The organism is Lysinibacillus sp. NPDC056185, from assembly GCF_047737915.1.
Taxonomy (GTDB): domain Bacteria; phylum Bacillota; class Bacilli; order Bacillales_A; family Planococcaceae; genus Lysinibacillus.
In genome coordinates this window covers 1-1,843 of record NZ_JBLLLQ010000080.1, presented here as the reverse complement: position 1 = coordinate 1,843, position 1,843 = coordinate 1, and the positions used below count along the sequence as shown (strand labels likewise).

General features: G+C 33.3%; 2 protein-coding genes. Both read left to right on the top strand.

The genetic code is table 11. The annotated features are described in order from the left end of the window. Positions 1–89: 89 nt before the first annotated feature. Entirely contained in the window at positions 90–947 is an 858-nt protein-coding gene (locus ACMZ42_RS26970; protein ID WP_415733416.1) for an ABC transporter ATP-binding protein, read from the top strand. A gap of 4 nt (positions 948–951) precedes the next feature. Next, a complete protein-coding gene (locus ACMZ42_RS26965) occupies positions 952–1,569 on the top strand; it encodes an ABC-2 transporter permease (protein ID WP_415733415.1) in 618 nt (205 codons plus the stop codon). Positions 1,570–1,843: the final 274 nt, after the last annotated feature.

Genomic DNA, 1,843 nt, shown 5'->3' with positions numbered 1-1,843 from the left:
CAGGTATATAAAGTATATATACATTATTTATAGTGTTACCTTAAAGAGCTCAAGGAAATGCTTACATTATTGCAAACGGAGGATGGATGATGGAAAATGTCATTGAATTACAGCATGTTCATAAATCTTTTAAAGGATTTCAGATAAAGGATTTCTCTATTAACGTAAAAAAGGGCTTCGTAACCGGATTTATCGGGGGAAATGGTGCAGGGAAATCTACAACAATCAAATTGATTATGAACTTGCTACAGCAAGATAGTGGTACTGTTTCAGTGTTTGGCTTGGATTATAAAAAGCATGAAAAAGAAATAAAGGAACGTATTGGCTTTGTCTATGATGAAAATGTCTTTTATGAATATGTAACGTTAAAGGATATGAAAAGGATTATTAAACCAGCCTATAAAAACTGGGATGATGACGCTTTTCAACGTTATGTTACTCAGTTCGAACTACCACTGAACAAAAACATGAAGACCTTTTCAAAGGGAATGAAGATGAAAGCTTCGTTAGCTATAGCTCTAGCTCATCATGCAGAATTAATTATTATGGATGAGCCAACTGCGGGGCTCGATCCGATATTTCGTAGAGAGCTACTAAATATTCTACATGAATTAATGCAAGATGGAGATAAAACGATTTTCTTCTCGACACATATAACAACAGATTTAGACCGAATTGCGGATTATATTACCTTTGTTCATAACGGTGAACATATATTTACAAAGGAATTTTATAAGATTGAAGAGGAATATGCCATTGTCAAAGGAACGTTGAATTTATTGGATCAGGAAACGGAAAGAGAGTTTGTTGCAATTCGAAAAACGAACACAGGCTTTGAGGCATTGACAGCGGATAAAAATCGTGTGGCAAACATATTTGGGGATTCTGTTATTATGGAAAAACCAACGCTTGAAGATATTATGTACTATACGAAAAAAGGGTGGTAATGGGATGGTTAATCTAATAATAAAGGATGTTTTAATACAAAAGAAAATAATTTTACTGTACATTCCTATTATAATAATCCTTTTATTGGGAAGTATGAGTTCCCCGTTGTATTTCGGGTTTATATTTAGTATATCATTTATAATGACTACCTTCTCTTATGATGAAAAAGATAATGCTAATATCCTTTTTAATTCGCTACCTTACACGAGAAAGGAAATTGTCAGTTCAAAATATATAGGTTCTCTTGTATTTACACTAGCGTTTATATTCATCATTTATAGTAGCAATTTCCTCTTAAATGGAAAAGAGATAATGTTTTTATGGAAAGAAATCCTGCTTATTATTGGTCTTGTAATGGTCGCTATTTCATTCATGTTTCCAATTTCTTATAAATTTAAAATGAAAAATTTGCCGATTGTTGCAAGTGCTTTAGTCGGTATCTTGCTGCTAATAACTACTTTTTTTATTCCTAATTTATTTGGTGAAATAAGAGAGCTGACTCAAAAGTTTCTGACCTTACAAGAAACACAAATGTATTTCGTAGCTATCTTTACAATCATTATTTTATATGTTGGATCGTGGCTACTATCTATTCGAATATATACGAGAAAGGCTTTTTGAAATAAAACAGCTTGAGCCCGTTGATGTAGGCTCAAGCTGTTTAAATACGCTTAAACAAAAAGTCCCATATAATAAAATCTGAGTATCGCCGACCTTGACTTCCGATGTCGATGTAACAAATAACAGTGTACAAATGGGCTAAACAGAGGCAGAAAATTATACTCTAAACAATAGACAATTTGAGACTCCCACCCCTAAAGGGACAAGCTGACTAATGTCAGTGGGATTCCTGAGTAACTATGCGTTCGCAGTCCATTTCTGTTTTGAACAGTTC

Excerpts from the sequence above, each read along its gene's own strand:
- ACMZ42_RS26965 (WP_415733415.1), top strand. The coding sequence starts at position 952 with ATGGTTAATCTAATAATAAAGGATGTTTTAATACAAAAGAAAATAATT.
- ACMZ42_RS26970 (WP_415733416.1), top strand. The coding sequence starts at position 90 with ATGGAAAATGTCATTGAATTACAGCATGTTCATAAATCTTTTAAAGGA.